The sequence below is a fragment of the Burkholderia sp. BCC0322 genome (assembly GCF_902833045.1).
GTDB lineage: Bacteria > Pseudomonadota > Gammaproteobacteria > Burkholderiales > Burkholderiaceae > Burkholderia.
On record NZ_CADFDU010000031.1, the window covers coordinates 3,599 to 6,907 of the forward strand.

Sequence of the window (3,309 nt, forward strand, 5' to 3'; positions counted from 1 at the left end):
CGCGGCGTGATGCGAGGCAAGCGTGTTCGCACGACTGTTCCTGATGCCATAGCCCCGCGCCCGCTGGATCGGGTCAATCGCCAGTTCAAGGCGGCACGGCCGAACCAGCTCTGGGTTTCGGATTTCACCTATGTTTCGACGTGGCAGGGCTGGCTGTATGTGGCCTTCGTGATCGACGTGTTCGCTCGCCGTATTGTCGGCTGGCGCGTCAGCACCTCGATGACCACGGACTTCGTTCTGGATGCACTTGAACAGGCGCTTTACGCGCGACGCCCGGGCGACGACGGAACCTTGATACACCATTCGGACAGAGGGTCCCAATACGTCAGCATTCGCTACAGCGAACGGCTGGCCGAAGCGGGCATCGAACCGTCGGTCGGCAGCCGGGGCGACAGCTATGACAACGCCTTGGCTGAAACGATCAACGGCTTGTACAAGACTGAACTGATTCATCGCCGCACCTGGAAAACGCGGGAATCCGTTGAACTGGCAACGCTGGAGTGGGTGGCTTGGTTCAATCATCATCGATTGATGGAACCCCTCGGCTATATCCCGCCCGCCGAAGCTGAGGCAAACTACTATCGGCAACTTGAAACAGCTGCCGCTGAACCCGCATTAACTTAAACCAACCAGCCTCCACGATTCCCGGGGCGGTTCATAGATCAGCTCGATGTAGGCGTTCGTATAGGTCGGGGCACGCCCGGACACGCCTGGCACATACGGCTGGGCATTGATGAACAGCGCCTTCAGATCGCCGTCCGGGCAGTAGAGGCTGAGCTGGCCTCGCCGCTTCAGGCTCTGATTGTAGGCGCGGGCGTTTGCGACCCGATACGTCGGTTTCGGGCGTTTGCGCGGTGTACCGGATTGCAGGCTGGCTTTGTAAGGCACTGAACGTTTATGAGGCGAATAGATTGATTGTCCTTTCTATCTTCTTACGGTTCGCCGCGCAAGCCCCCCTTCCGAACAAAGCCCCCCAGTTGCTCCTCGGACCCCACCAACGCCCGCAAGTACGAACATTCCGATTGAGGAATTTTTGTTTATGGCGCATATATTTATATAAATATTTCAAATCATAGCGACCTTCAATAAGGGTTCATTCAAGGTGCGGCGGAATATAGATTCCGCGCGAAGGGATAAATTGGGGGGTATTATTGTCGCCAACCGGATTGAATTTATAACAAACACGTTTCAGATTAATGGTAACGGCCTGACGAGGCTCGCATGAACAAAATTTATAAGGTCGTATGGAGTTGGGCCTGCAGATCGACGTTGTTGCATAAATCAGGGGGCGGTGACGTTTACGCGCAACGGAGGGGTGAGGCCCCTGTTAGCAAATCGGGTCTCTGCAGAGATTCTCGATTTTTTGCCGAGAAAGATGCGCAGGGGGGACATCATCAGCTATGCCGTATGGCTGTACCACCGCTTCCCGCTGAGCCTGCGCATGGTCGAGGTGCTGTTGGCCGCGCGCGAGATCGATCTCGCGTACGAGACGGTGCGCAGTTGGGCGAAAACACCTCTGGTGATCGCCAAGCGCATTCGTTCGACGGTGCCCGTCGAACATCGACAGCACCAAGGCTTGAACAACCGAGCCGAGAATTCGCACTTGCCCCCACGGGTGCGCGAGAAGGTGATGTAGCACTTCAAATGAGCACGCCAGCTGCAACGATTCGCTTCGGTCCACGCACAGGTGTCGAATCTGTTCATGGGATGCCGTTACAACCGGAGCGCGCAGTGCAAACGCGAAGCCCGCGCCCAAGCTTACTCCGCTTGGGATTGGGCTTCCTGCGCCCGCATGGCCGCGTAAGTCGAGCGACTTTCGTCCGGCACCGACCTTGCTCGTCCGCCTCGCGAACAACTTGACAGCACCGATTCGCTCGCTGCGCGATCAGTGGGGGGCTGCTTGAGGCGTGTATGAGGAGGTGATTTTAAGGGAGTTGAAATGAAAAAGTTGTTGGTAATTGCCACACTTTTTAAGTGTTCATTTGTCTCTGCGGCTCCGTGCTATGTGGGCAAATATATTATTGGTATTTGGGCCTGGGATATTAAAGTGGCCATATACGTATCGGATACATTAAACGGAAAGCCAAATCCTAACCATCCCATACCATTTGCTGATAAAGACCCTGGCGGCCCTTCGTCAAGATTAATGTACAGCCTGGCTCAAAACGCTGTTAATCTGCATCAGAAAATATATGCGATGGAATGCGATTCTAATGGAAAAATTCTTTGGTTTGCGGTGGTGAGATCCAATGATTAGTGTGTCGTGGGGGATGTGGGCGGCCACTTCTGGAGCAAGGAATTAATAAATGTTTATTTATAGATTCTCTGTTAATAAATTATTGCTTGCATTATTTTTGACATTAAATGGAGATGCCGCTTTTTCGCTGATATTACCGGCCAATACAGTTTATCGTGTTGATGATCGGGATCCTTCAGTCATTTTCATTAATGGTTTTGCGTCTTGGGGTAGAAATGCCAGCATTGATGCACATGTTTCTGGTGATTCCGTACGAGAGCAAACCTCCAGCTGGATTTCGACGACGAGCAATTTTGATTCTGCGGTGCGTATTGCCGGGACGCGATTTAATTTAAATCCGTCATCAAGAAATAGAGTTTCGTGGATCTACGAAATTGCCCAAACCAATAATATGTACGATTTTAATCGAATCATTCAGAATGAGCAGTCTGGGTGGTTTTTGAGTGATGAAAGAAGAGACCACTTAAATGCTTTGCGGATGAGGTATGAGGCGCAGAGTGAAATCGGCGCACTCAGCACAATCAGCCCGTATCAAATAGTAAGGGCTCGCCGTTTCGTTTGGGATTCGGCTTCTGGTCGGGGGCGATTGGATGGTGGCTGGGAAAATAATTCACGTTATGATGAGGTTGCCTTCCGAAATACGAGTATGAATACGGGGTTGTATAGTTTTTCCAACACAAATTTATTGCGATCAATTATTGGTGTGGCGAGTACAGTTAGTTTTTACTCTGCCTCTTGGTGTGTCGGGCATAATAGCCAGCCCGGTAGGTCTCTTAGTCGTGGGCAAGTGTGTGGTGACCCCGAGCCGTTGGAGTATAAAGATAACGAAGTGTTAATGAGCCAGCGCGCGAGAACTAACTATTTCCCTTATGATGAGCCTTGACGGTGCCCCCCGCGTCAGAATAGTTGTCGCCCGGATAGGATCTGGAAATCCGGGGGCGATATGAGGACGCGAAGGGCTTTGTTCGGAAGGGGGGCTTGCGCGGCGAACCGTAAGAAGATAGAAAGGACAATCAATCTATTCGCCTCATAAACGTTCAGTGCCTTACAAA

5 protein-coding genes are annotated in these 3,309 nt (G+C 51.9%); 4 read left to right on the plus strand and 1 reads right to left on the minus strand.

Annotated elements, in window-relative coordinates; genetic code table 11:
- Window positions 1-624 (plus strand): IS3 family transposase (locus HWX39_RS35485; RefSeq protein WP_175972115.1); only part of this gene is annotated, 624 nt, incomplete at its 5' end.
- Here HWX39_RS35485 and HWX39_RS35490 read toward each other — a convergent pair.
- Window positions 616-888 carry a transposase gene (locus tag HWX39_RS35490; protein WP_175972116.1) on the minus strand — a complete coding sequence of 91 codons (273 nt, stop codon included), beginning with the start codon at window positions 886-888 and terminating at the stop codon, window positions 616-618. The genes HWX39_RS35485 and HWX39_RS35490 overlap by 9 nt on opposite strands.
- Before the next feature lie 487 nt (window positions 889-1,375).
- Between HWX39_RS35490 and HWX39_RS36585 the strand changes: the two genes are divergently transcribed.
- The 3 genes from HWX39_RS36585 to HWX39_RS35505 all read left to right on the plus strand — a co-directional run bounded on the left by HWX39_RS36585 (window position 1,376) and on the right by HWX39_RS35505 (window position 3,140).
- Window positions 1,376-1,636 carry a hypothetical protein gene (locus HWX39_RS36585; protein WP_244135166.1) on the plus strand — a complete coding sequence of 87 codons (261 nt, stop codon included), beginning with the start codon at window positions 1,376-1,378 and terminating at the stop codon, window positions 1,634-1,636.
- A 303-nt stretch (window positions 1,637-1,939) separates the two neighbouring features.
- The gene (locus tag HWX39_RS35500) at window positions 1,940-2,257 is read left to right on the plus strand and encodes a hypothetical protein (protein ID WP_175972117.1); all 318 of its coding nucleotides are present in this window, start codon (window positions 1,940-1,942) and stop codon (window positions 2,255-2,257) included.
- Between the two features lie 49 nt (window positions 2,258-2,306).
- A complete protein-coding gene (locus HWX39_RS35505; RefSeq protein WP_175972118.1) occupies window positions 2,307-3,140 on the plus strand; it encodes a hypothetical protein in 834 nt (277 codons plus the stop codon).
- Window positions 3,141-3,309 lie beyond the last annotated feature (169 nt).